We start from the raw sequence: 25,040 nt of genomic DNA on the forward strand, positions 1-25,040 counted from the left end.
CGGAGGACATCGTGTCAGGACAGGATGACGCGATTGTCCGCCGTCTGATGTGTGTCCGTATTGACGCCAAGCATCCTGCAGATAAACTCCGCCACCCGTGCCGGATCGTTCAACGGCAGATTGCAGGCGGTTGCCTCGTAGGGCGAATCCGACGCCACCGCAATGATGCTCGATTGCGTCAGGCAGAGCGGCTGGCCGCCCGTCGAAGGACGCACGACTTCGAGTCTCGGCATGTCGACCTGCGTGAAACCTTCCACCAGCGTGAGGTCGGCGGGCGAGAGCCTTGCGATCAGCGCGTCGAGCGAGGGTTCCGCCGCGTCGCGCAGTTCGCGCACGATCGCGTAGCGCGCCGGCGACGCGATCAGCACTTCGCCCGCGCCCGCCGCGCGAAACCGGGCGCTATCCTTGCGCGGCGGCTCGAGTTCGACAGGATGATGACTGTGTTTGACGACGTTGACGGTCAGCCCGCGCGCCGTGAACCACGGCAGCATGGCCTCGATCAAGGTCGTCTTGCCCTGCCCCGAGCGGCCGGCGATTCCAAACAGACGCGTCATTGCACCGATTCTCCTCAAAAAGTCCGGGCGGCCCATGCCGCCCGGCAAACCCGGGCCGCCGACAGCCGGCCCGTTCATCGATCATCGTCGACCATCATCGGTCCGTCAGCGGCTGCGCACGAGTTGCCACGCGCGCGTCAGATACGTGAGCGACGCGAATCCGCTCCAGATATGCACGAGACGCGTGAACGGGAAAATCACGAACAGCGTCATGCCCATGAACAGATGGAAGCGGAAGATCAGCGGCGCCTCGCTCACGTAGCTCGCCGCATCGCCGCGGAACGTGACCAGATGCTGTGCCCAGGTCATGAGCCGCACCATCATCGCGCCGTCCATGTGACCGGCCGACTCGCCGATCGTCGAAAGACCGAGCAGCAGCGTGATGAGAATCCACACCAGCAGGATCTTGTCGCCCGTCTTCGTGACGGCGGACAGCCGTGCGTTCGTGAGCCGACGATGCAGCAGGATGGCCAGACCCGCGAGACAGATCGTCCCCATCACGCCGCCTGCCGCCATCGCGACAGCCTGCTTTACGCTATGCGGCACGCCGAGCCAGTCCCACACGGCGACGGGCGTCAGCAGGCCGAACAGGTGACCGAAGAACAACCCGAGTATGCCGACGTGGAAGAGGATATTGCCAAGCCGCAAATTGCCGCGGTGAATCAGCTGCGTGCTGTCGGCCTTCCAGCTGTACTGCTCGCGCTCGAAGCGCGCCAGGCTGCCGAACAGGAAAATGGCGGCGGCGATATACGGATAGATGCCAAACAGAAACTGATTGAACGTATTCATCTCACGCCCCTCTGCTCAGATGCGCGGGCGGCATGTCCCGAGGCGTCGCCGTCCCGCGCGGGTGAAAGCGGATGGTCTGGGTCGCGGAAGGCGTGAGCAGCGGCTCGACGCCATCGGGTCCGACACCGAACACTTCGAGCGCCTCGTCCATGTCGCTGACGGGCGGCTTCATCAGCGGTTGCGGCTGCACCCGCGAGAGCTGGCGCAGCACCGCGAAGATGCCCGCATACGGACTCTCGGCGCGCGCGAGCCGCTCGCCCACCGCCGCGAGCACATGAATCGCCTCGTCGAGCAGCGCCTGCGCCTGGTCCGCGTCGAGCAGGCCCAGCACTTCGAGGAAGAGCGGCACGTAGTCGGGCAGTTCGTTCGCCGCGACGTCGAACCCGTGGCTGCGGTACTCGTCGAGCAGATCCACCATCGCCTGACCGCGTTCGCGGCTTTCGCCGTGCACGTGCTCGAACAGATGCAGCGAATGCGACCGGTTGCGGTCGAAGGTCGCCACATAGCATTCCTGCGACTCGATCAGTGAGTGGCCGCTCAGCGCCGCGAGGACGGGCGTCAGTTCGCGGCGTGCGTCGGGCCATGCCGCGAGCGCCGACTCGATGTCCGGCAACGCGTCGATCAATTCCTGCTGCGGATAATCGAGCAGAGCGGAAAGAATGGCATAAGGCGTCATGGCACGCTCCGTGGGTCGATGGGTCGTCATCCGTTCACTCCTGCTTTCTTGCGCGATTTCGGCATCGCCGCGTACACGACGCTGCCCTCGGCACGCTTGCCGAACAGCGAGCCGTCCGACACCCCGCCCGAGCATCCGTTGCCGAACGAAAAGCCGCAACTGCCCTTGTCGTTGAAGCTGTCCTCGACCATTTCCTTGTGCGACGACGGCACGACGAAACGGTCCTCGTAGTTCGCGAGCGCCATGATCCTGTACATGTCCTCGATCTGCGCGGCGCTCAAGCCTGCGCTCGCGAGCAGCGCATCGTCGGCCACGCCGTGCACTGTTTGCGCCCGCTTGTATGCGCGCATCGTCAGCATGCGGCTCAGCGCCGACACGATGGGCGCTTCGTCGCCCGCCGTGAGCAGGTTCGCGAGATAGCGCACGGGGATGCGCAGGCTCTGCACGTCGGGAATCACGCCGTTCATGCCCACATGGCCCGCGTCCGCTGCCGACTGGATGGGCGAAAGCGGCGGCACATACCACACCATCGGCAGCGTCCGGTATTCAGGATGCAGCGGGAACGCGATCTTCCACTCGCAGGCCATCCGGTAGACAGGCGAGCGCACGGCTGCGTCCAGCCAGCTCTGCGCGATCCCCTGGCGCAGCGCCTCGGCCTGCACGGCGGGATCGGACGGATCGAGAAACACGTCCAGTTGCGCCTGATACAGATCCGTCTTCTGTTCGACGGATGCCGCCTCGCCGATGCGGTCAGCGTCGTAGAGCATCACACCGAGATAGCGGATGCGTCCCACGCAGGTTTCCGAGCACACGGTGGGCTGGCCCGCCTCGATACGCGGATAACAGAAGATGCACTTCTCCGCCTTGCCGCTTTGCCAGTTGAAGTACATCTTCTTGTACGGGCAGCCGGAGATGCACATGCGCCAGCCGCGGCACTTGTCCTGATCGACGAGCACGATGCCGTCGTCCTCGCGCTTGTAGACGGAGCCCGACGGACACGACGCGACGCACGCAGGGTTCAGGCAGTGCTCGCAAAGACGCGGCAGATACATCATGAAGGTGTTCTCGAAAGTCGAGTACATCTCCTTCTGCACGTTCTCGAACAGCTGGTCGCGGCTGCGTGACTCGAATTCGCCCCCGAGGTCGTCTTCCCAGTTCGGTCCCCAGTGGATCTTGTCCATCTTCTTGCCGGTGATGACCGACACGGGCCGCGCCGTCGGCGGTGTCTGCGACAGCGGCGCCTTCTGCAGATGCTCGTAGTCGAACGTGAACGGCTCGTAGTAATCGTCGATGGCGGGCAGGTTCGGGTTCGCGAAGAGATTCGCGAGCACCTTCAGCTTCGGCCCCTGGCGCGGCTCGATGCGTCCGTTCGGATTGCGCACCCAGCCGCCCTGCCATTTCTCCTGGTTCTCCCATTCCTTCGGATAGCCGATGCCCGGCTTCGTCTCGACGTTGTTGAACCATGCGTACTCGACGCCGTCGCGCGACGTCCAGACGTTCTTGCACGTCACCGAACACGTATGGCAGCCGATGCACTTGTCCAGATTGAGGACCATTGCCACCTGGGCGCGGATTTTCATGTTGCTGCTCCTTCCGACAGCGGCGCTTCAAGCCAGTCGACCTTTTTCATCTTGCGCACGATCACGTACTCGTCGCGGTTGCTGCCGACGGTGCCGTAATAGTTGAACCCGTATGCCTGTTGCGCGTATCCGCCGATCATGTGCGTCGGCTTGAGCACCGTGCGCGTGACCGAGTTGTGGATGCCGCCGCGCATGCCGCTCGTTTCGGCGCCCGGCACGTTGATGATCTTTTCCTGCGCGTGGTACATCAGGCACATGCCGCGCGGCACGCGCTGGCTGACCACGACCCGTGCCGTGAGCGTGCCGTTCACGTTGAACACTTCTACCCAGTCGTTGTCGCGGATACCCGCCTCCTTCGCCTCCGACTCGGACACCCACACATGCGGGCCGCCGCGCGAGAGCGTCAGCATGCGCAGGTTGTCGGTGTAGGTCGAATGAATGCCCCACTTCTGATGCGGCGTGATCCAGTTCAGGGCGAGTTCGTGTTCGCCGTTGGGCTTCGCGCCGTGCATCGGCGCGATCGTCTTCGTGTCGATGGCCGGCTTGTACACGCAGGATCCTTCGCCGAAATCGAGCATCCACCGGTGGTCCTGATAGAACTGCTGACGCCCTGTCAGTGTTCGCCACGGAATCAGTTCGTGAACGTTCGTGTAGCCCGCGTTGTAGCTGACTTCTTCCGATTCGAGCCCCGACCACGTCGGCGCCGAAATGATCTTGCGCGGTTGCGCCTGCACGTCGCGGAAACGGATCTTGTCGTGCTCGCGGCCCATCGCCAGATGCGAGTGATCGCGTCCCGTGATCTTCGACAGCGCTTCCCAGGCCTTCACGGCGACCTGTCCATTCGTTTCGGGAGCGAACGTCAGGATCATTTCCGCTGCGTCGATCGCCGTCTCGAGCTTCGGGCGTCCCTCGCCCGCGCCCTGACGATCGCTGCGTCCCGTCAGGTGCGCAAGCTCGGTCACCTCGTGGCCGGTTTGCCAGTTGATGCCCTTGCCGCCGTTGCCGAGTTTGTCGAGCAGCGGTCCCACCGACGTGAACTTGTCGTAGATCTGCCGATAGTCGCGCTCGACGAGCGTCATCGCGGGCGCCGTCTTGCCGGGAATCAGATCGCATTCGCCATGCCGCCAGTCCATCGGCTCGAACGGCTGTCCAAGCTCGCCGGGTGTGTCGTGCATGAGCGGCGTGCAGACCAGATCGGTGCGCGTGCCGAGATGCGCGCCGCCGATTTCCGAAAACTTCTTCGCGATCGTCTTGTAGATCTCCCAGTCGCTGCGGCTCTCCCACAACGGCTGCACGGCTTCCGACAGCGGGTGGATGAACGGATGCATGTCGGAGGTATTGAGGTCGTCCTTTTCGTAGAACGTCGCGCTCGGCAGCACGATGTCCGCATACAGGCAAGTCGTGCTCATGCGGAAGTCGAGCACCGTGAGCAGATCGAGCTTCCCTTCGGCTGCCTCGCGCACCTTCACTTCCGTGGGACGGATCGCATCGGCCTCGTCGGCGAACAGCGCGTTCTGGGTGCCGAGCAGATACTTCAGGAAGTACTCGTGGCCCTTGCCCGAGCTGCCGAGTATGTTCGAGCGCCACACGAACATGTTGCGCGGGAAGTTCGCGGGATTGTCCGGGTCGTCGCAAGCAAAGCCGAGTTCGCCCGATTTCAACTGACCGGTCACGTACTCGATGGGCAGACGGCCCGCGCGCTTTGCCGCATCGACGAGATCGAGCGGATTCGCACCGAGCTGCGGCGCGGACGGCAGCCAGCCCATGCGCTCGGACTTCGCGTTGAGGTCGAGCATCGTCAGCTTGCCGTAGCGCGCGAGGTCCGCCGTGGGCGCGAGAATCTCGTCGACGCCCACTTTCTCGTGACGCCACTGGCTCGTGTGGTTATAGAAGAACGACGTGCCGTTCATCTGACGCGGCGGGCGCGACCAGTCGAGTGCGAACGCGAGCGGCGCCCAGCCGAACTGCGGACGCAGCTTTTCCTGGCCCACGTAATGCGCCCAGCCGCCGCCGCTTTGTCCGACGCAACCGCACATCATCAGCAGGTTGATGATGCCGCGGTAGATCATGTCGTTGTGATACCAGTGATTCAGCGCCGCGCCGACGATGACCATGCTCTTGCCGTGCGTCCGGTCGGCATTGTCCGCGAACTCGCGTGCCACCTGGATCACGCGCTGGCGCGGCACCGTCGTGTGCTTCTCCTGCCATGCGGGCGTGTACGGCACGTCGTCGTCGAACGATGCCGCGACGTTCGGACCGCCCAGGCCCTGGTCGACGCCATAGTTGGCCATCTGCAGGTCGTAGACGGTCGCGACGAGCACATGCGAGCCATCGGCCAGTTCGATCTTCTTCACGGGGACGCGGCGCGACAGCAACTCGCCATGCTCGCCGCCGAAGTACGGAAAACCGACTTCGGCCACGTCGTCGTGCGTGGAGAGCAGCGACAGTTGTGGATCGATGTCGCGGCCGCTGCCGCCGTCCTTGAGTTCGAGATTCCAGCGGCCGAGCTTTGCGCCGTCGTCATGAGCGCCTTCGCCCCAGCGGAAACCGATCGTGCCGTTCGGCGCGACCACGTTGCCCGTGTGCGCGTCGATCACGAGTGTCTTCCACTGCGGATTGTTGGCTTCGTCGAGATTGCGGACGAGTTGCGACGCGCGGAGAAACTGGTCGGGCACCCACGTGCCGCCATGCTCGCGCAGCGTGACGAGCATCGGCATGTCCGTGTACTGCTTCAGATAGTCGCGAAAGTATGCCGACTTGCCGGCCGCGTGGAATTCCTTCAGCACGACGTGCCCCATCGCCATCGCGAGCGCGGCGTCCGTGCCCTGCTTCGGCGCGAGCCAGATGTCGCCGAACTTCACCATCTCGCCGAAGTCCGATGACACCGCCACGGTCTTGGTGCCCTTGTACCGCACCTCGGTGTAGAAGTGCGCATCGGGCGTGCGGGTCTGCGGCACATTCGAGCCCCACACCATCAGGTAGGTGGAGTTGTACCAGTCGGCCGATTCCGGCACGTCGGTCTGCTCGCCCCAGATCTGAGGCGACGCGGGCGGCAGATCGCAATACCAGTCGTAGAACGACAGGCATGCTCCGCCGATCAGGCTCAGATAGCGCGCCCCCGCTGCATACGACACCATCGACATGGCTGGGATCGGCGAAAAGCCGATCACGCGATCGGGGCCGTACTTGCCGATCGTATGGGCGTTGGCGGCTGCGACGATTTCCGTTGCGGTATCCCAGTCCGCGCGCACGAAGCCGCCGAGCCCGCGCACGCTCTTGTAGCGCTTCGCCTTGACGGGGTCTTCGCAGATCGATGCCCATGCAGCCACAGGGTCCAGCGTCTTGCGCGCCTCGCGCCACATCTCCATCAACCGCCCGCGTATCAACGGATACTTCACGCGCTGCGCCGAATACACGTACCAGCTATACGACGCGCCGCGCGGACAGCCACGCGGCTCGTGGTTCGGCAGATCGGCGCGGGTGCGCGGGTAATCCGTCTGCTGGGTTTCCCACGTGATGAGGCCGTTCTTGACGTACACCTTCCACGAGCAGGAGCCCGTGCAATTCACGCCATGCGTCGAGCGCACGATCTTGTCGTGCTGCCAGCGGCTGCGATAGCCGTCCTCCCATTTGCGATCCTCGTTCACGACGGCGCCGTGCCCACCCGCAAAGGTCGACTTCGTGCGCGACATGAACTTCAATCGGTCCAGAAAATGACTCATCCTGCTCTCCAGGCATCGCGGCCACGCGCTGACAACCGGAAGCGGTTGTCATACGAAGCCGCGGATTCAATACGCAAAGCTTAGGGATTCGGCCCGCCACTGCCCATTCCTCAAAGGGAGCGTCATGCATACGTCTTCGGAGCGAGTGGCGGGGCGTGGCTACGCCTTTCGGCGTAGTCCGGATTGAACGGATAGAGCCGAACGATGGATCAGCACGGCATCGGCGCGTTGCGGCGCGCGTAGAAGAACCAGGTCACGGCCGTGCAGAGCGCATAGAAGGCGATGAAGCAGTACAGCGCCGCCACGGGAGAACCCGTCAGATCGAGCGACGTGCCGAAGCTCTTCGGGATGAAGAAGCCGCCATACGCGCCGATCGCAGCCGCGAAGCCGAGCACCGCGGCCGACTCCTTGCCCGCGTCGCGGATGGCCTGCCGCTTCACCTCTTCCGGCTGCCCTTTCGATGCGCGTTCCTTTTGCGTGAGGAAGATCACGGGAATCATGCGGAACGTCGAACCGTTGCCGATGCCCGTCAGCGCGAACAGCACGATGAACATGGCGAGGAAGCCAGCAAAGTTGCCGGCCTCTTCGCCATGCGGCAGAAAAGCGATCACACCTGCCACGGCCGCCATCATCGCGATGAAGGTGCACAGCGTCACCCGGGCGCCGCCGAGCCGGTCGGAAATCCAGCCGCCGATGGGCCGCGCGAGCGCACCCGCAAGCGGCCCGAGGAAGGCATACGCGGTCGGGTTGATCGACGGAAACTCGGACTTGGTGAGCAGCGCGAGGCCCGCCGAAAAGCCGATGAACGAGCCGAACGTGCCCACATACAGCAGGCACATCAGCCAGTTGTGCATGCGCCGGAAGATCACAGCCTGCTCGGCAAACGATGCCTTCGCGTCGGCGATGTCGTTCATGCCGAACCATGCTGCCAGCGTGGCCACGACGATGAACGGCACCCACAGAAAGCCCGCGTTCTGCAACCAGATGCCGTGCTCGACGCCCTTCATGCTGTACGTCTGCCCGGCGCCGCCCAGCGCGCCGAACACCGCGCTCGACACCACGATGGGCGTGACGAACTGCACCAGCGACACGCCGAGGTTGCCGATGCCGGCGTTCATGCCCGTCGCGAAGCCCTTCTTCGCCTTCGGAAAGAAGAAGCTGATATTGGCCATCGACGAACTGAAGTTCGCGCCGCCGAGGCCGCACAGCAGCGCCAGCGCGAGCAAGGTCGGATAGCCCGTCGACGGATCGCGCAGCGCGAAGCCCATGCCGAGCGCGGGCAGCAGCAGGCTCGCAGTCGACACGGCCGTGAAGCGCCGGCCGCCGAAGATCGGCACGAGAAACGAATAGAAGATGCGCAGCGTCGCGCCCGACACCGCGGGCAAGGCCGTCAGCCAGAACAGTTGGCCCTTCGAAAGATGAAAGCCCGCCTTGTCGAGGTTGACCACGACGACGCTCCACAGCGACCACACGACGAAGGCGAGCATCAGCGCGGGAATCGAAATCCACAGGTTGCGGTTCGCGACCGACTCGCCGTTTGCTTGCCAGAAGACGGCGTTTTCCGGCTCCCATTGCGTAAGAAGATATCTGGACATGATGTTGGTTGGATCAGGGTTGAGCCGCGCACGATGCGCGGCTTTTCTTTTGAAGCGAACGATTGCGTCCGCGCGAGGCTCAGGAATTGAGGACGTGTGCTGCACGCTCGCGCGTGCGGAAAGTGAAGTGCATGCAGACGAGACTGACGGCCGTCGCGCCGAACATCAGCATGAAACAGGTGCTGCGCACGCCCGTCAGGTCGACGAGCAGCCCGAACAGGATGGGCAGCAGGAAGCCCGCAAGTCCGCCCGCCAGACCAACCACGCCGGACACCGCGCCGATGTTGGTCGTGAAATCGTTCGACACGAACTTGAAGACGGACGCCTTGCCCACGGCCATCGCGACGCCCACCACGAACATCAGCACCGTATAGGCGACGGGGCCGTGCGCGATATGGAAGGCAAGCGGTCCGTGCATCGAGTAAATGACGAAGTCCGTGTCGGGATAGCTGAGCAGGAAGAAGCACGCGAGCGCGATCCACATCACCGTCCACGTGGTGCGAGATGCGCCGTAGCGGTCGGACAGCCAGCCGCCCAGCGCGCGCAGCACGCCGCCCGGCAGCGAAAAGCAGGCGGCGAGGAATGCCGCGTGTTCGAGGCTGAAGCCGTACTGGTTCACGTAGTACTGCGGCATCCACAGCGACAGACCGACATAGCCGCCGAATACGACCGAGTAGTACTGTGCATAGCGCAATACACGTGGGTCGCGGATGACCTTCATCTGATCCGCGAAGCTCTCCTTGCTTTGCAGGCAATGCGCGGGATCCGACGACGACAGCAGCCAGAACGCCAGCGCCGTCAACAGCATGGCAACCGAGTACACGCGCGGCACGATCGTCCATGTGCCGGCGGCAGTCATCAACACGGGCGCGACGAACTTCGTCAGCGCGGCGCCCGAATTGCCCGCGCCGAAGATGCCCATCGCGAGCCCCTGGCGCGACTTCGGAAACCAGCGCGCCACATAGGGCGTGCCGACCGAAAACGCCGCGCCTGCGATGCCGACGAACAGCCCGAGGACAAGGAACTGCCACAACTGCGTCGCGAGCGAGATCAACCAGATGGGCACGACGGTCGCGATCATCGTGAGGAAGAACACGCCGCGCCCGCCGAAACGATCGGTCCAGATGCCGAGCGGCACGCGCGCGAGCGAGCCGGTGAGGACGGGCATCGCGGCGACGAGTCCGAATTCCGTATCGGACAGATGCAGTTGTTTCTTGAGTGGAATGCCGAGGATCGCGAAGATCATCCAGACGGCAAAGCAGATCGTGAACGCGAATGTGCTCGTGCCCAGCACACGCCAGGCACGGGCATCCGTGGTTTCATCGATCGATAGATGTGCGACGCTCATCGCCTTTCCCTTCGGTAACAGTACCGACCAAAGGGTAGAAAGCGACGGGCGCGCTGCCTATCCGCCCGTGGGATGACGCGGCGAAGCGTCGCTAGGCGGGATGGAGTAGTCCGATGGGTGTAGAGCCGGTGGGTGTAGCTTCTTTAAACACGCCCTACCGAAGCCCGCATCGACACCGTCACGGGGAACTCGCGGAAGATCTCCCACTTCGTGCCGTAGCACTGGTTGATGAGCCAGCGCACTGCGTTCTGGGTCAGTTCCGCGGTCGGAATATGGACGGACGTCAGCGCGGGCGCCGAGTAAGCGGCCGAATAATCGTCGTCGTAGCCGATCACGGACACATCGCCGGGCACCGAGATGCCGAGTTGCTGGAAGCGCGCCAATGCGCTGACCGCCATCGTATCGTTGGCGCAAAAGAGCCCGGTAAAGGGCACTTTCGATTCGAGCAACTGGCACGTCGCCGCATAGCCGCCTTCCGGCGAGAAGTCCGATTCGATCAGCGGCACGCTGTCGCGTGCAATGCCGTGCCGCGCGAGTTCGTCAAAGAAGCCGTCGAGCCGCTCGACATTGTCCGACGCCGTGAACGGTCCCGAGATCACAGCCAGCTTGCGATGCCCATGTTCGAGCAGCGTCGTGGCCGCCAGTTCGCCGCCGCGCCGATGATCCGGGCAGAACGACGCATCGGGCAACGCATCGAACGCGCGGTTGAGGAACACCATTTTCGGGTGCATCTGATGCAACTGGTCGAGGTCTTCGTCATGCAGATCATGGCTGATCACGACGACGCCGTCGCAGTCGCGCCCGATCAGGAAGCGCACGGCTTCGAGCGCCTGTTCGCGCGGCGTCGACTCGCCGCAGCCCGTCGCCACCACCACATGCCGATGCACCGCGCGCAGTTCGAGATCCGTCTGCTTGAGGATCGTGCCGTAGTACGAGCCGAAGAAGGTCGGCACGAACAGGCCGATGATGCCCAGTTGCTGCGTGGCCATCGCGCGCCCGATCGACGACGGCCGGAAGTTGAGTTCGGCGATCGCCGCCTTCACGCGCGCGGCTGCTTCGGCCGATACGGGTCCTTTGCCCGAAATGGCGCGCGAGGCTGTCGAGAGCCCCACGCCCGCCAGCTCCGCCACATCTTTGAGGGTCGCCACGGTGTCTCCGTCCGCTTGTAGTGTTTGCGCCTGCCGTTCAGAGGCGCGCCCCGCCCGCCTCGTCGAACAGCGATATATGCGCGCCATCGATCGCGAACGCCACGGAGTCGCCAACGGCGACGGGCGTTTTCTCCTGATCGATCGACGCTATCTGTGTGCCATGATAATCGAGCCAGATAACCCGGTGGTTGCCCATTGGTTCAATAAGCGACACTTCTCCGCGCTGATTCGAGTCGGCGCCCAGCCGCACGCGCACATCTTCGGGCCGCACGCCGAGCACGCACGGCTGGCCGTTGCCGGGCGACGCGGCGAATGGATACGGCGAAACGTCGAGTTCGAGCTTCGCGCCCGTGAAGCGCACGCCGTCGCCCAGGGTATGCAGCGTGCCGTTCAGCAGGTTCATCGCCGGCGAGCCGAGGAAGGTCGCGACGAACAGGTTCGCGGGCCGCGCATACACTTCGGCGGGCGTGCCGAACTGCTGGATCACACCGTTCTTCATCACGGCCATGCGCGTCGCGAGCGTCATCGCTTCGACCTGGTCGTGCGTCACGTAGATCATCGTCGCGCCCAGCCGCTGATGCAGTTGCTTGAGTTCGCGGCGCAGTTCGGTGCGCAGCTTGGCGTCGAGATTCGACAGCGGCTCGTCGAACAGGAACACGTCGGCTTCGCGCACGATCGCGCGGCCAATCGCGACGCGCTGCCGCTGTCCGCCCGACAGTTGCGCCGGCTTGCGCTTGAGCAGCGGCCCGAGTTGCAGCATGTCCGACGCGCGCGCGACGCGTCGCGCGATCTCCGCCTTCGGCGTGCCGTTGATGCGCAGCGCGAACGACAGATTGCGCTCGACGCTCATCGTCGGATACAGCGCGTACGACTGGAACACGAGCGCGATGCGCCGGTCTTTCGGATCGGCCCAGGTCATGTCTTCGCCGCCGATCTCGATGCTGCCCTCCGTCACGTCGATCAGACCGGCGATGCTGTGCAGCAGCGTCGACTTGCCGCAACCCGACGGCCCGAGCAGCACGACGAATTCGCCCGCGCGAACGTCGAGATCGAGCGCGTCGATCACCGTGTTCGCGCCCAGCTGGATTTTCAGGTCGCGGACCGCGACGTTTGCCATGTTCGGTACGGTTGCCATATCAATCCTTCTAACCTTTCACTGCGCCCGACGCGATGCCGCGCACGAACCAGCGGCCCGAAATGAAATACACCGCGAGCGGCACGACGGACGTCAGGATCGTCGCCGCCATGTTGACGTTGTAGATCTTCTCGCCCGTCGTCGTGTTGATGATGTTGTTCAGTTGCACCGTCATCGGCAGATTGCGCGTGCCCGCGAACACGAGGCCGAGCAGGTAGTCGTTCCAGATGTTCGTCACCTGCAGGATCATCGCGACGACGACGATGGGCAGCGACATCGGCAGCATCAGCTGGAAGAAGATGCGCCAGAAGCCGCCGCCGTCGATGCGCGCCGCCTTGAACAGCTCGATGGGAATGCCGGCGTAGTAGTTGCGGAACAGCAGTGTCATCACGGGCATGCCGAAGATCGTATGAATGATCACGATGCCGGGCAGCGAGCTGAACAGATGCACAGCCGCGAGCACGCGCACCATCGGATAGATCATCACCTGATACGGAATGATCGCGCCGAGCAGCAGCACGCCGAAGAACACGCCCGCGCCGCGCGGCCGCCAGAACGACAGCGCATAACCGTTGATCGCGCCGATCACGATGGAAAACACCGTGCTCGGCACGACGATGCGCACCGAGTTCCAGAAGCCCACACGGATGCCGTTGCAGTCGAGCCCCGTGCAGGCCGACTGCCATGCATCGCCCCACGGTTGCAGCGTGAAGTGCATCGGCAGCGCGAGCAGGTTGCCGAGACGTATCTCGCTCATCGGCTTCACCGAAGTGACGAGCATCACATAGAGCGGCAACAGGAAGAACAGCGCGGCAACGATCAGAAAACCGTAGATGCCCAGACGCGACGGCGACAAGCGCTTCCTGTGCGCGTGACGTTTTCGCGGTGCCGTTGCTGAGGGTTGCAGCGTCGTGCTCATCACACCTCCTTGCGCGACGCGTTGCGGCTGCGCGCGTAGAGAAACGGCGCGAGTATCGCGAGCACCGTGGCCAGCAGCACGATGGAAGCCGCCGACGCCAGCCCGATGTTCGCGCGTCCGAACAGATAGTCCATGATGAACTTCGCGGGCACTTCGCTCGCCGTGCCGGGACCGCCCTGCGTCATCGCGACGACGGCGTCGAACAGCTTCACGACGGCGACGAACAGCAGCACGAAGGCGGTCGAGATCGACGGGCCTAGCATCGGAATGACGATGCTCGCATAGACACGCCAGCGCGGCACGCCGTCGACGCGCGCGGCCTTCCACAACTCGTCGTCGATACCGCGCAAGCCCGCGAGCATCACGGCCATCACGAGGCCCGATGCCTGCCACACCGTTGCGATCACGATCGTATAGATCACCCAGTCCTGATCGACGATCCAGTCGAAGCGCGCATGCGTGAAGCCCATCTTGTGCAGCAGCGACTGCGCGCCGAGTTCGGGATTGAGGATCCATTGCCACACGAGCCCCGTCGCGACGAACGACATCGCATACGGATACAGGAACACCGTGCGCAGCACGCCTTCCGCCATCACGCGCTGATCGATGAAGATCGCGAGCAGCATGCCGATCGCCAGACACGCGACGATGAAGCACACGCCGTAGATGGCGATGTGCTGCAGCGACACGAGCCAGCGGTCGTTATGAAACAGCCGCACGTATTGCGTGACACCGACGAAGTCGTTCGACGGAAACGTGCGCGAGTTGCTGAGCGACACGCGCGCGGTCCAGAGCATCGTGCCGAGATACGCGAAGATCACCGTCAATGCCATCGGGATCAGCGCGATCCACGCGGCGATCGACCAGCGCTTGCGCAAGGGTCGCCCGCGCGTCCTGGCAACGGGCCGTGGCTTCGTCGTCATGTCCGGCAACGCGTGCGACTTGAGCGTCCCCATCGTGCGTCAGCCTTTGAGCGCGCTGGCAAAGGCCTTCTGCGCATCGTCGACCGACTGGTTCTTGTTCCAGAAGTTCGTGATGACGTCCGTCAACGCGCCCTGCATGTCGGGCGACAGCAGCATTTCGGGATTCGGCAACTGGCGCGACTTGTCCTTCATGATCGCGATGCCCTCCTTCGCGCAGATATCGAGCTGGCTGACGTCGACGTCGGGCCGGATCGGTATCGAGCCTTTCTTCGCGCTGAACGCGACCTGCGCCTGCGGCGACGTCATCACCGTGGCGAGCAGGTTCTGCGCCTTGATCGCGTTCGCGTTGTCGGTCTTCGGGAACACGAACACGTCGCCCGCCACCAGATACGGCGAGTGCGGACCGAAGCCCGGGAAGCAACCGAAGTCCTTGCCGGGCGTCTGCTTCGCCGCCGAAAACTCGCCCTTCGCCCAGTCGCCCATGATCTGCACGCCCGCCTTGCCGGAAATCACGAGCGCCGTCGCGTCGTTCCAGTTGCGGCCCGGCGAGCCCGGGTCGACATAGTCGTGCAGCTTCTTGAACGACGCGAGCACCTTTTTGAAGGCATCGGAATTGACTGCCTTCGCATCGCGGTCGCGATACACCTTCAGATAGAGGTCCGGACCGCCCACGTCGGCGAACACGGCGTCGAAGGTGATCTTCTCCTGCCACGGCTGGCCGCCGAGCGCGAGCGGGATCACGCCCGCCTTTTTCAGCTTGTCGAGATCGGCGAGAAATTCGTCGAAGCTCTTCGGGTCGCCCGCAATGCCCGCCTTCGCGAACACCGGTTTCGAATAGAAGAACCACGCGGGCATGTGAATGTCGACGGGCGCGGCGTAGTAATGGCCGTTGGCCTTGATGCTGTCGAGTATCGATTGCGGGAAGATGGCGGCCCAGTTCTCTTTGCTGGCGACGGCATCGACGTTATTGAGCAGGCCCTGATCGATCAGATCGTGAAACTGCTTCGACGTGTTGAACTGCGCAGCCGTGGGCGGATCGCCGCCGACAATACGGTTGATCGCGGTCGCACGCGCCTGGTCCGCACCCGCCACGGCGTTGTCGACCCACTGGCCGCCCGCCTGGTTGTACGCGTCGGCGAACTGCCGGATGGCCGCCGATTCGCCGCCCGAGGTCCACCAGTGAATCACATTGGCCTTCAACGGCTCGGCATGCGCGACGACGCCCGTGATGGCCAATGCCAGTGCAATACCGCTTCTCAACGCCCACTGTTTTCTGCTGTTCATTCCGTCTCCTTCAGGCTCGATGCCCGATTTATCGGCTCGACTGCATACCAGCTTATGTCGGCTGCGTGTCAGTTCGCGTGTCAGTCCTTCTTGCTGCGCGCCTCGATGAACTTCGCGATCAGCTCGCCGCTGCGCTTGACCGTGCGCTGCTGCGTGCCGTAATCGACATGCACGACGCCGAAGCGCCGCTCATAGCCGAACGCCCATTCGAAGTTGTCGAGCAGCGACCACACGAAGTAGCCGCGGATATCGACGCCCTGCTTGACGGCCTGATCGACGGCGGCAAGATGCCGCTTCAGGAACGAAATACGCTGCGGGTCGTCGACGCGGCCATCGCGCACCTGGTCATCCGACGCCATGCCGTTCTCCGTGATGTAGATGGGCGGCAGGTTCGCATAGGTGCCGTGAAAGCCCGTCAGCAGATCGCGCAGGCCGTCCGGATGCACTTCCCAGCCCATCTGCGTGCGTTCGACATCGGGCAGCGGCACGTCGACGAAACCATGCGCGCCGTCGCTCTTCACATTGGTGCGGAAATAATAATTGATGCCGAGGAAGTCGAGCGGTGCGGCGATGGTCTGCATGTCGCCGGCGAGCACGAGCGGCTCGGCGCCCGGCCACAGTTCCCATAGATCGGCGGGATACTCGCCCTTGAGCAGCGGGTCGAGAATCCAGGCGTTGTGCTGCACCTCGAACCGATGCGCGGCGCGCTGGTCCGCTTCGCTCGACGACGCAGGCGTGCCGCGCCCCACGTTCGCGACGATGCCTTTCATCGACGACGGATCGTTGCTACGCAACACCTGGGTGGCCTGACCATGCGCGAGCAGCAGATGATGCATCGCCTGCGTCGCGTAGCGCACGTTCGCGAGGCCCGGCGCATGATGGCCGTTGCCGTAGCCGAGGAACGCCGAACACCATGGCTCGTTGAGCGTCATCCATGCATCGACGTGGCCTGCCAGTTCGCGGCTCATCAGGTCCGCGTAATCGGCGAAGCGATAGACGGTCTCGCGGTTCAGCCAGCCGCCGCGGTCTTCGAGATGCTGCGGCAAGTCCCAGTGATACAGCGTGACAAAGGTCTGCAAGCCCTTGTCCTTCAGCCTGCCGAGCAGCCGCTTGTAGAAATCGAGGCCTTTCTGATTCGGCCGCCCTGCTTCGTCCATCACACGCGGCCATGCGATCGACAGACGGTACGCCTCGAAATTCAGGCGCGTCAGCAGGTCGAGATCGCTTTCCCAGCGGTGATAGTGATCGCAGGCCACCGCGCCCGTGTCGCCCGCGAGCACCTTGCCGGGCGTCGCCGAGAAGATGTCCCAGATCGACGGCAGGCGGCCGTCCTCGTTGACGGCGCCTTCGATCTGATACGAGGCCGTCGCCGCGCCGAGCAGAAAGTCCTTGCGCCACAGCACCGAATCGGCGGAAGGCGTGAACGGATCGGTTTGCTGACTGCTGCCGGGTGCCACTGCATCGTATGCCACGGAACCTCCTCTCGCTGGATGAGTTGATGCGCATTGCAGCGCATCGGTCGACGGGATGGAAGCGAGAAGTGGAAGCGCTTCCACATGACCTGCGCACGATAGCAGCGGCGCTTTTGGCGCAGCAATCAGGGTTTGTCTGGATCCGCGAGATCCTGTCCGAAACCGGATGCAACGGGCATCGCGAACACGCTCCGCGCTGCACTCGACGTGCCCGCTTTTCGGTGCACGTACACAACGCGCACCGGGGATTGCTCGGCCAATGTCTCGGTTTTTTCCGACGAGTCGGGGTCCGGCCGGAAAGAACGGGATATCGGACCGCTACACTGAATCGTCGATGCGGAAACTTGTGACGCATCCTTTTAAGAATGAGAGCCCAATGCGAGCGACGACCATTCAGGCCAACGGCATCGTTCCTGCGCTGACGAGCATCCGCTTCCTCGCGGCGCTGACGGTTGTCCTCTCGCATTACCGCGAACTCGAACTGCTCAACACGCCCGTCTCGTTCTTCAATTTCGTCGATGGCGGACGCTCGGCCGTCTCGCTCTTCTTCGTGCTCTCGGGCTTCATCCTCACATACACGTATCGCGACGAACTCGCGACGCAAAGCCCGCACAATTTCTATGTCGCGCGCGTGGCCCGCATCTATCCGAACATCCTGTTCGCGCTCGCGATCGCATCGATCACGACCGCCTACCTGGTCATCACGCACAACGACGTGCTGCTGCTCAAATGGTTCGCGCTGAAGTCGGCGATCAATCTGTCGCTGGTGGTGAGCTTCGTCTGCCAGGTGCTGCTGATCACCGCCTGGTTCCCGTTCGCCGCGATCAACCAGCCGTGGAATGGACCGGCGTCGAGCGTGTCGTGCGAAGCGTTTTTCTATGCGCTCTTTCCGTTGATCCTCGCACGTTTCGTGAAGATGCGCGCCTCGACACTGGCCGCCACGCTGGTCGGCATCTGGATTGCGCAGGGCCTGATGATCGTGTTCATCATGGTCGTGTTTCCCGTCTCGCGCAGCCACTTTCTCGCGGGCGCGCTGCCGCTGTGCCGGATCGCCGAGTTCATGCTGGGCATCGGCGCGGCGCTCGCGTTCCAGGCGTTGCGCGGGCGCGGCAAGTCGATGCATGGGCGCGGCATCGCGCTGGTGTCGGGTTCCGTCGTCGTGCTGATCGTGCTGGCGTTGTGGCAGCCGGTGACGCCTGTGTTCTATCCGCAAAGCCCGTTCTTCGCGACGCTGATTCTCGGCCTCGCGCTGCTCGAACGGCCCGTGCTCGGCGTGCTGAATCAGCGCTGGCTCGTGCGTTTCGGCGAAGCGAGCTACGCGCTGTTCCTGATTCATGTGCCGCTCGCGTATCTGGCGTGGCTCGCAGGTTTTCGCTCGGGCAACGGCTGGATACCGCTCGTCTTCACGCTGCTGTTCAGCGTCGTCGTATTCACCTATTTCGAAGAACCGATGCGCCGTCGCATTCGCAGGCGTTTCCGCGCCAAGCCGCTCGTGCCGGCAGCCGTTGCCAACGATGCGGTCGATCCTTCCGTCGCCGTGGGTCCGGGCATGAAGCCGGGTTGATTGCGACGCTTCGAAACGTCGAACGCTCCACAAAGACAAACGGCGCTTCAGGCGCCGTTTGTTCGTTGAGGGTGCTTACCTGCTTCATGCCCAGTGCGCGGGAACCCACACGCGGCCCACCCAGTGCCCCGGAATCAGCACGACCGGGCGCGGCTTCGGCGCGACGTACACGACATGCGGCGGCGGCGGAGCGACGACCACGACATGAGCCGGGGGCGGCGGCACGACCACGGGTGCCGGTGCGACCACCACGGCGGGAGGCTGCGTCACGACGACGGGCGCAGGCACGGGTGCCGGTACCGGCGCAGCAACGACCACCGTCGACGTGGGCGGCGGCACCACAACGGGCGGGGGCACGATGACGGCGGCAGCGACTGTCGTCGTGCTGCCCGCCACCACCGTCGTTCCGCCCGTCGTGACTGCGCCGCCGTGCACGACGGTGCCGCTCGTCGTCACGGTGTTGCCGTGCGTGCCCGTCGCGCTGCCCGACGTGACGACCACGCCCGGTGCGACGCTCGTCGCGCTGCCGGAATGCGTGACCGTGCCGCCGTTGCTGCCCGTCACCGTGCCCGAGCGCGAGCAGGTCCAGCCCGCGCAGTTCGTCGACGCCGAATGGTTGTAGCTGTTGCCGTTGCCGCCCGTCACGGTGCCCGAGGACGAGTACTGGCCCGCGCCGTTGCGCGTCACTTCGCCCGACGTCGACGCCGTCTTGCCGTCCGAGCCCGTCATCGATCCCGTGTGCGAGCAGGTGCCGCCTGCGCAACTGGTGTCGCCCGAATGCTGCACCGAGCGGCCATTCGGACCGTACGCCGTGCCCGAGTTGGAGAACTGGCCGGGCGCCGTGCGCGTCACGCTGCCCGAGTTGCTCGCGATGCCGCCGTAAGGACCCGCCACGCCGCCCGCGTGATTGCAGGTTCCGCCGCTGCAGTAGCCGCCGTGCGCGCCGTTGTATTCGCCGCGCGACGTGTAGGCCGTGCCGTGCCCGTACCAGCCCGCCCATGCGGGCACGCTGACGAGCGACGCGCTGGCGCCGATCACCGTCGCGGCCGCCGCCAGCGCGATGCGGCGCGAGACGCCGCGTGCAGCGGTTGCGGACGAACGATTCAGCAGACCAGAAAACGAAGAGAAGAGTTGCGAGCGGAGTTTCACGGCTGTGTCCTTCACGGTTCGGGCCACTTGCAGGTGCAGCGTGGCGACGGAATGAATCGTAGAAGAAACGGCCCGCGAGGTCAGTTCATAAACTATGTCGGGAAATGTCACGCGAGGTCACGCGAGCGCGTCGGCGCGCTCCTCGAACCGGAACACGCCGACCACCTGTTTCAGCTGCCCAGCCTGCTCGCGCAGCGATGCGGACGCTGCCGTCGCCTGCCTGACCAGTTCCGCGTTGTGCTGGGTGACCTCGTTCATCTGCGCGACGGCGTGATGAATCTGCTCGATGTCCTGCGCCTGCTGGCGGTTCGCCGAATTGATGCCTGCCATGATGTCCGCCACGCGTGCGATGCTGCCGACGACATCCTGCATCGTCGTCCCGGCCTGATCGACTAGCTGACGCCCCACGCTCACGTTGTTCACCGACGTCTCGATCAGCGCCTTGATCTCCTTTGCCGAACTCGCGGCCCGCTGTGCGAGGCTGCGGACCTCTGAGGCCACCACCGCGAAACCGCGCCCGTGTTCGCCGGCTCTCGCCGCTTCCACGGCCGCATTGAGCGCGAGAATGTTGGTCTGGAACGCGATGCCGTCGATCACGCCGATGATGTCGAAGATCTTCCGGGCAGAGTCGTCGATTGCACTCATCGTGTCGACCACCTGCGCGACCACCGCCCCGCCGTCACGCGCCACCGACGAAGCCGTCTCGGCCAGCTGGTTCGCCTCCTGCGCATCGTCGGCGTGCTGCTTCATCGTGACGGTCAGCTGATCCATCGACGTCGCCGTCTGGTTCAGATTGCGCGCCTGCGTTTCGGTGCGTTCGTTCAGCTCCGTATTGCCGCTGGCGATTGCCTGCGCCGCCCCGTCGACATGCCGGGCGCTGTCGTTCACGCGAGTCATCGCCTGTTCCATCTTGCCGATGGCGGCCTTGAGCACGCGCGCGGTCGGCGCGCTGACGGCCACGCCCGAGACGTTCAGCGACAGCACGCCGTCGCGCTCGACACGCGACACGATAGCGGACAGTTCCGCAGCCTCGATCGCCGCGCGCCGCAGCCGTGTGGCGAGAAAGATCTCGATGCCCGTCTGAACCACGACATAGGCCGCATGCAGAGCCGTCACGCGGAAATTGGCGCTCGTCGTGCAGTACACGCCGAAATTCAGTGCCTGCAATCTGTCGAACGCAAGGTGGTGAACCGCAAACAGGCCGGCCGCCAGCAGCAGCGGACGCCAGTCGCGATAGACCAGCAGAAAGCCCAGCAGCACGAATACGCCGAAGTGGAATTCGGTCGTGCCGTGGGCAAGCTGAATGTGCAATGCGACCAGCACGACGTTGCAGGCAGTCAGCACCATGCTCGACAGCAGCGAGCCGCGCCCGGTGAAAAACACCACGCTGCCGGCCAGCCATGCGACCGTTCCCACTTCCAGCGCCAGCGCCGTTTCGTCGAAATGCAGGCCAATCAGTAAGGCGGCAATGGCGGAGCAGATCAGCGTCAGATACATCACGCAGTCGGCGGTGATCGCGTTCCGCTCGAGGAGCGAGTCGTCCTGCTTCGACAGAAATGCGTTCACACTCCCCGACCCGACCCAGTTCAGCGCTTTCCCAGACATCGAACAATCCCAAATACGTTTTACATTCCCCAGACCGGCGGCTCGCTTCATCGCCGTCCGGGGCAAACTTGAAAGCCGTGCTTACATCCGGCTTCCCTATTTACGGCACGTAAAGGAGGATCAGTAGGTCTGGTTCGGCGCGGATCTGACTCTTTTGTTTCATTTTTACCGCCCGCGCGGCGAATCCGATGCTTCAGAGACACGGTCGAAAGCCGTGGTGGGCGGTGCTGAACCATGCCGCTTGGGCACGGCCCCGATTGAATGCTTTGGGTCGCGGCGGCATGCGAGCGCTGCCTGCCGCCGCGACCTGCCTGCGCTATGAAGAGCGGTCGCGGCCGCGTGCGCGGGTCGCGCCCGTGACCACGCCGATGCCGAGCAGGATCACGGCGACGATCGCGACATAATGCTGCGCGACGTGCATGCTGACGAGGGCCCACGACACGCCGCCAATGAAAATCAGCCAGCCGATCAGATAAATGGCCAGGGTCATCGGATTCTCCTTTCCGCTTTGACGTGCAAGGTTTTGGCAAGAACCGTGCCGCGCGGAAAGACCGGCGTGTCGCTCAGTTTTTATGCAATGACATCTGTCCCGTCATCCGCGGGCGCGACCTTTTCGGCTTCGCGCTCGCGCCCGGCCCGCAAGCGCTGCATGTCGATCAGCTCGCGATACGACAGCCACGCGCCCGAGCCGCCCGATTTCGCCGCGTACATCGCGGCATCCGCATTGAGCAGCAGCGCTTCCGCCGAATCGCCGTCGGACGGAAACTGGCTGATGCCGATGCTCGCGCCGACGGCCATCGGCTGGTCGCCGATCAGCAGTTCGGAGTCGATCGTGCGCACGATGCGCGCGGCAATCACGGGTGCCGCTTCGGCGGAACGCTCGCCCTTGACGAGCACGATGAATTCATCGCCGCCGAGCCGCGCGACGAGATCGCCCGCGTGCAAAACCTGTTGCAGACGGCCCGCGACGATCGCGAGCACGTCGTCGCCCACGGAGTGGCCGTATTGATCGTTGATCTGCTTGAAGCGGTTCAGGTCGATGAACAGCACGGCGAGCCGCTCGCCCGTCACGCGCGCGCGGTCGATCGATTCCTCCAGTTTCTGCATGAACAGCATGCGGTTGGGCAGTCCCGTCAGCCCGTCGTGGCTCGCGAGATGCACGAGTTCGTGCTGCTTGCTGTGCAGCGCATCCATTTGCACGCGGATCTCGCGGCGCATGCGATCGAAGCCGCGCGCGAGCACGCCGATTTCATCGGTGCGCTTGACGGGCAGCGCGTCCATCGTGTGCTCGGAGAAAAAGTGCGTGGCGGCGTCGGCGAGCGTATGCAGCGGACGCGTCAGCGCGCGGGCGAACAGGATGGCGAGCAGGATCGCAAACGCGCTGAAGATCAGCACCATCCGTACGATGCTGTTACCGAGCATGTTTGCGCCAAGGAGCACATCGTGCAGCGGCTTCGCGAGACCGATCACGAGAAAGCGATTGCCCTGCGACTCGCCGAACGGCCGGCGCACGAACGCGAGCACCTGGCCTCCCGCCTCTTTCGGTTGCGTCAGTCCGTTCAGCAGCACGGGCTGTGTCGACTGCTCGAAGAGCGGCGTGGTCGCCGCGAAGCTGTCCTGCATGAGCACGCGCCGGCCCTTGTCGAAGCCGAAGGTCTGCGACGGATCGGGATGCACGAGGAAATCGCCCCACTCGTTCGCCAGATAGACCTGGTAGTCGCTCGGCAGATCGGCTTGCGACAGCCGCAGCAGGCTGGCCAGATCCACGTCGATGACGACCACGCCGACCACTTCGCCGCGTGCGTTGGCGACGGGTGTGCCGACCCGCAGCGTCGGCTTGCCCTCGGCCGCGTGCGCGCCATGCTCGTGATTGACGGCGATGGGCGAAATGTAGACGCGCCCCGGCATCAGCGCGAGCGTCTCGAACACATACGCGAACTGGCCCTTCTCCTGCAGCGCGCTTTCCTGCACGCGCACCGCGCCGCCCGATTCGCGGTCGAGCCGGATCAGCTCCAGCCCGTAGTGATTGCGCGCGATGAGCCGCACCTGCAGATACTCGGGATGCTGCACGATGAAGCTCGCGAACACCTGCGCGAGCCGCTCGCGCATCGGGCTGTCCGGCGAGGTGCCGTCGTCGCTGACGGCGACGCCTGCCGCGGAAGGCAAGGTCGACAGCACGAGCGCGTCCGCGGCGATGTCGTTGATCGCGACCGTGAAGCGCTGCCCGAGCAGTTCCGTCGACGTGAGCAGGCTGCGCTCCGCTTCGTGCACGAGCATGGTCCGATTCGCGCGATACGCGTAATAGCCCGTCGTGCCCGACGCGAGCACGCCGATCAGCGCGAGCAGCACGGAGAGCTTGAACGTGAGGCCCGGGCGAATCATCAGAATCGCTCCGGCCGGTCGCCCGAGACGATGCGGCTCCACAGCGCCTCGCGCGTCTGAATGTTCTCGACGGGCTCGAGCCACAGGATATGGCTCTTGCCCGTGCTTTCGGGCGATTCCGTGAGCGTGTTCGCGAGCCCCTGGCGTTGCGTCAGCAGGCCGCTGACCTCGGGTTCGAGCATGTAGTTGATCCACGCGAGCGCGAGCGGCCGGTTCGCTGCCGCACTCGTCATCGACCAGCAATCGAGCCACGCCAGCACACCCTCGTCGGGAATCACGTAGCCGACGTCGGCACCCGCGCGGCGCAGCAATTCGAGCTGCTGCGTGCCGTAGTTGCCGAACATCAGCGCGACCTTGTGCTGGACGAAGAATGCAGCGGCTTCCTCCGGCAGGTTGTAATAGGTCAGCAGATTGCGGCGCAGGTCGATCAGCTTGCGCGTGATCGTCTGGACCTGCGTGCTGTTCAGCTGGAACGGATTCGTATAGCCCAGTGCGAGCGCCGTGAAGGAAAAATTGTGCTGCGCACTGTTGTAGTCGAGTACCTTGCCGCGATAGCGCGGGTTCCACAATTCGTTCATTGAATGCGGCGCGACGCTGACCTGTTTGCGGTCGTAGATCAGGCCCATCGTCGAATAGGTGAACGGAATCGCGTAGACGGTGCCGTGTTTCGTGAGCCCGCCGATCGACGACAGCGCGCGAAAGCGCGGCAACTGGCGCTTCGTGTTCGGCAGGCTGGCGAGGTCGAGCGGCGCGAGCAGATTGTCGTGCGCGTAGCGCTGGATTTCAGCCGTGTTCGCGGCGAGCACGTCGAACTGCGGCTGCGTGCCTTGATGCATCTTGTCCCACAACGCTTCGTCGGAATCGACCAGCGTGACTTCGACCTTCGCGTGATAACGGCTTTCGAAATCTTTCACGACGTCGGCATCGGCATAGCCGGGCCATGCGAGCACGCGCAACACGTTCTCCGCTGCCGTCGCGTGTGCAACCAGCATGCAGCAGCCGAGAAAAAGGATGACTGAGTCAAGCAGGCGTTTCGGACGAACGGCCGCGCAAGCAATGCGGGCAGACAAGCCTCGCCGCCAGACACATGCATATGAGTAGCACCACCGCATTTCGTCTGTCCTTGTTGCGATCCGACTTCAATGCACACGCGAGGGGAAACGGTGTCCGTCGCTTGCTAACAACGCGCGACGTT

19 protein-coding genes are annotated in these 25,040 nt (G+C 64.1%); 1 reads left to right on the top strand and 18 read right to left on the bottom strand.

The window, feature by feature from the left end; translation table 11 throughout:
• Positions 1–14: 14 nt before the first annotated feature.
• From mobB to G3N95_RS32860, 13 genes are all read right to left on the bottom strand, one after another.
• Positions 15–554: a molybdopterin-guanine dinucleotide biosynthesis protein B gene (gene mobB / locus G3N95_RS32800; protein ID WP_205974299.1), complete on the bottom strand. Its 540-nt coding sequence runs from the start codon at positions 552–554 to the stop codon at positions 15–17.
• A gap of 105 nt (positions 555–659) precedes the next feature.
• On the bottom strand, positions 660–1,343 hold the full coding sequence (gene narI / locus G3N95_RS32805; RefSeq protein WP_205974259.1) for a respiratory nitrate reductase subunit gamma: 684 nt from the start codon (positions 1,341–1,343) through the stop codon (positions 660–662).
• 1 nt (position 1,344) lies between these two features.
• Positions 1,345–2,019 carry a nitrate reductase molybdenum cofactor assembly chaperone gene (narJ, locus tag G3N95_RS32810; RefSeq protein WP_205974260.1) on the bottom strand — a complete coding sequence of 225 codons (675 nt, stop codon included), beginning with the start codon at positions 2,017–2,019 and terminating at the stop codon, positions 1,345–1,347.
• Between the two features lie 26 nt (positions 2,020–2,045).
• The gene (gene narH / locus G3N95_RS32815) at positions 2,046–3,599 is read right to left on the bottom strand and encodes a nitrate reductase subunit beta (RefSeq protein WP_205974261.1); all 1,554 of its coding nucleotides are present in this window, start codon (positions 3,597–3,599) and stop codon (positions 2,046–2,048) included.
• Positions 3,596–7,321 (bottom strand): nitrate reductase subunit alpha, encoded by a 3,726-nt coding sequence (locus tag G3N95_RS32820; protein WP_205974262.1) that lies wholly within the window; start codon positions 7,319–7,321, stop codon positions 3,596–3,598. The genes narH and G3N95_RS32820 overlap by 4 nt, the downstream gene beginning before the upstream one ends.
• A 209-nt stretch (positions 7,322–7,530) precedes the next feature.
• Positions 7,531–8,916, bottom strand: a complete 1,386-nt coding sequence (locus G3N95_RS32825; RefSeq protein WP_205974263.1) for a NarK family nitrate/nitrite MFS transporter — start codon at positions 8,914–8,916, stop codon at positions 7,531–7,533.
• Between the two features lie 79 nt (positions 8,917–8,995).
• Positions 8,996–10,264, bottom strand: a complete 1,269-nt coding sequence (locus G3N95_RS32830; protein WP_205974264.1) for a nitrate/nitrite transporter — start codon at positions 10,262–10,264, stop codon at positions 8,996–8,998.
• A 143-nt stretch (positions 10,265–10,407) separates the two neighbouring features.
• The gene (locus tag G3N95_RS32835; protein WP_205974265.1) at positions 10,408–11,412 is read right to left on the bottom strand and encodes a substrate-binding domain-containing protein; all 1,005 of its coding nucleotides are present in this window, start codon (positions 11,410–11,412) and stop codon (positions 10,408–10,410) included.
• A 37-nt stretch (positions 11,413–11,449) separates the two neighbouring features.
• On the bottom strand, positions 11,450–12,547 hold the full coding sequence (locus G3N95_RS32840; protein ID WP_205974266.1) for an ABC transporter ATP-binding protein: 1,098 nt from the start codon (positions 12,545–12,547) through the stop codon (positions 11,450–11,452).
• Between the two features lie 10 nt (positions 12,548–12,557).
• On the bottom strand, positions 12,558–13,466 hold the full coding sequence (locus G3N95_RS32845) for a carbohydrate ABC transporter permease (RefSeq protein WP_205974267.1): 909 nt from the start codon (positions 13,464–13,466) through the stop codon (positions 12,558–12,560).
• On the bottom strand, positions 13,466–14,389 hold the full coding sequence (locus tag G3N95_RS32850; RefSeq protein ID WP_205974300.1) for a sugar ABC transporter permease: 924 nt from the start codon (positions 14,387–14,389) through the stop codon (positions 13,466–13,468). Before G3N95_RS32850 ends, G3N95_RS32845 begins: the two co-directional genes overlap by 1 nt.
• A 39-nt stretch (positions 14,390–14,428) precedes the next feature.
• Positions 14,429–15,673 (bottom strand): ABC transporter substrate-binding protein, encoded by a 1,245-nt coding sequence (locus tag G3N95_RS32855; RefSeq protein ID WP_205974268.1) that lies wholly within the window; start codon positions 15,671–15,673, stop codon positions 14,429–14,431.
• A gap of 80 nt (positions 15,674–15,753) precedes the next feature.
• Positions 15,754–17,145 carry a GH1 family beta-glucosidase gene (locus G3N95_RS32860; RefSeq protein WP_205974269.1) on the bottom strand — a complete coding sequence of 464 codons (1,392 nt, stop codon included), beginning with the start codon at positions 17,143–17,145 and terminating at the stop codon, positions 15,754–15,756.
• A 376-nt stretch (positions 17,146–17,521) separates the two neighbouring features.
• Between G3N95_RS32860 and G3N95_RS32865 the strand changes: the two genes are divergently transcribed.
• Positions 17,522–18,709 carry an acyltransferase gene (locus G3N95_RS32865; protein WP_205974270.1) on the top strand — a complete coding sequence of 396 codons (1,188 nt, stop codon included), beginning with the start codon at positions 17,522–17,524 and terminating at the stop codon, positions 18,707–18,709.
• A gap of 84 nt (positions 18,710–18,793) precedes the next feature.
• On the opposite strand, the gene G3N95_RS32870 is transcribed toward G3N95_RS32865, so the two are convergent.
• The 5 genes from G3N95_RS32870 to G3N95_RS32890 form a co-directional block, all read right to left on the bottom strand.
• Complete coding sequence (locus G3N95_RS32870; RefSeq protein WP_205974271.1) at positions 18,794–19,858, bottom strand: hypothetical protein; 1,065 nt, start codon at positions 19,856–19,858, stop codon at positions 18,794–18,796.
• A gap of 117 nt (positions 19,859–19,975) precedes the next feature.
• Positions 19,976–21,463 carry a methyl-accepting chemotaxis protein gene (locus tag G3N95_RS40950; RefSeq protein WP_277398053.1) on the bottom strand — a complete coding sequence of 496 codons (1,488 nt, stop codon included), beginning with the start codon at positions 21,461–21,463 and terminating at the stop codon, positions 19,976–19,978.
• A gap of 316 nt (positions 21,464–21,779) precedes the next feature.
• Positions 21,780–21,953, bottom strand: coding sequence for a hypothetical protein (locus G3N95_RS32880; protein ID WP_012404672.1), 174 nt, complete (start codon positions 21,951–21,953; stop codon positions 21,780–21,782).
• 80 nt (positions 21,954–22,033) lie between these two features.
• A complete protein-coding gene (locus G3N95_RS32885; protein WP_205974273.1) occupies positions 22,034–23,845 on the bottom strand; it encodes a GGDEF domain-containing protein in 1,812 nt (603 codons plus the stop codon).
• Complete coding sequence (locus G3N95_RS32890; protein ID WP_346778432.1) at positions 23,845–24,837, bottom strand: extracellular solute-binding protein; 993 nt, start codon at positions 24,835–24,837, stop codon at positions 23,845–23,847. The genes G3N95_RS32885 and G3N95_RS32890 overlap by 1 nt, the downstream gene beginning before the upstream one ends.
• Positions 24,838–25,040: the final 203 nt, after the last annotated feature.

The sequence above is a fragment of the Paraburkholderia sp. Tr-20389 genome (assembly GCF_017104565.1).
Classification (GTDB): Bacteria; Pseudomonadota; Gammaproteobacteria; order Burkholderiales; family Burkholderiaceae; genus Paraburkholderia.

What these genes read in the sequence shown, in the direction of transcription:
- narJ (WP_205974260.1), bottom strand. Translation starts at nt 2,019, where the DNA reads ATGACGCCTTATGCCATTCTTTCCGCTCTGCTCGATTATCCGCAGCAG.
- G3N95_RS32825 (WP_205974263.1), bottom strand. Translation starts at nt 8,916, where the DNA reads ATGTCCAGATATCTTCTTACGCAATGGGAGCCGGAAAACGCCGTCTTC.
- G3N95_RS32880 (WP_012404672.1), bottom strand. Translation starts at nt 21,953, where the DNA reads ATGACCCTGGCCATTTATCTGATCGGCTGGCTGATTTTCATTGGCGGC.
- G3N95_RS32885 (WP_205974273.1), bottom strand. Translation starts at nt 23,845, where the DNA reads ATGATTCGCCCGGGCCTCACGTTCAAGCTCTCCGTGCTGCTCGCGCTG.
- narH (WP_205974261.1), bottom strand. Translation starts at nt 3,599, where the DNA reads ATGAAAATCCGCGCCCAGGTGGCAATGGTCCTCAATCTGGACAAGTGC.
- G3N95_RS32820 (WP_205974262.1), bottom strand. Translation starts at nt 7,321, where the DNA reads ATGAGTCATTTTCTGGACCGATTGAAGTTCATGTCGCGCACGAAGTCG.
- narI (WP_205974259.1), bottom strand. Translation starts at nt 1,343, where the DNA reads ATGAATACGTTCAATCAGTTTCTGTTTGGCATCTATCCGTATATCGCC.
- G3N95_RS40950 (WP_277398053.1), bottom strand. Translation starts at nt 21,463, where the DNA reads ATGTCTGGGAAAGCGCTGAACTGGGTCGGGTCGGGGAGTGTGAACGCA.
- mobB (WP_205974299.1), bottom strand. Translation starts at nt 554, where the DNA reads ATGACGCGTCTGTTTGGAATCGCCGGCCGCTCGGGGCAGGGCAAGACG.
- G3N95_RS32865 (WP_205974270.1), top strand. Translation starts at nt 17,522, where the DNA reads ATGCGAGCGACGACCATTCAGGCCAACGGCATCGTTCCTGCGCTGACG.
- G3N95_RS32830 (WP_205974264.1), bottom strand. Translation starts at nt 10,264, where the DNA reads ATGAGCGTCGCACATCTATCGATCGATGAAACCACGGATGCCCGTGCC.
- G3N95_RS32890 (WP_346778432.1), bottom strand. Translation starts at nt 24,837, where the DNA reads ATGCTGGTTGCACACGCGACGGCAGCGGAGAACGTGTTGCGCGTGCTC.
- G3N95_RS32850 (WP_205974300.1), bottom strand. Translation starts at nt 14,389, where the DNA reads ATGACGACGAAGCCACGGCCCGTTGCCAGGACGCGCGGGCGACCCTTG.
- G3N95_RS32840 (WP_205974266.1), bottom strand. Translation starts at nt 12,547, where the DNA reads ATGGCAACCGTACCGAACATGGCAAACGTCGCGGTCCGCGACCTGAAA.
- G3N95_RS32855 (WP_205974268.1), bottom strand. Translation starts at nt 15,673, where the DNA reads ATGAACAGCAGAAAACAGTGGGCGTTGAGAAGCGGTATTGCACTGGCA.
- G3N95_RS32845 (WP_205974267.1), bottom strand. Translation starts at nt 13,466, where the DNA reads ATGAGCACGACGCTGCAACCCTCAGCAACGGCACCGCGAAAACGTCAC.